Here is a 349-nt window from a genome sequence, read left to right on the forward strand (position 1 = left end):
GGCCCAGCTTGCGCAAGGCCACGGCCTTCTGCGTGCTGACGGTCTTCACGCTCGAACCGAGCATCTGTGCGATGTCCGACACGGCCGTGCCCGCGGCATACAGGCGAAGCACTTCCCGCTCACGTGCGCTCAGCCGCTCGAACCCATTCCGGTCGTTGGAACCGAGGCCCAGCTCTTCCAGAATGCGCGGGCTGTCATAGCGCACGCCGCGCGCGGCCGCCATGACGGCGTGTCCGGCATGAACAAAGTCATCGTTCTTGCTGACGATGCAAGCCACGCCAATCTGCCGCATGGCGCGTAACAGCGCCGGATTGCGGACCATCGTGCAGACGACGATGCCGCACCTGGG

General features: G+C 65.6%; 1 protein-coding gene. It reads right to left on the minus strand.

Annotation, left to right across the window (positions count from 1 at the left end; translation table 11 throughout):
- The coding region (locus BRSPCE3_RS35820) for a response regulator transcription factor (RefSeq protein ID WP_244071833.1) at positions 1–349 on the minus strand (349 nt) is incomplete at both ends.

The sequence above is a fragment of the Bradyrhizobium sp. Ce-3 genome (genome assembly GCF_022835695.1).
GTDB lineage: Bacteria > Pseudomonadota > Alphaproteobacteria > Rhizobiales > Xanthobacteraceae > Bradyrhizobium.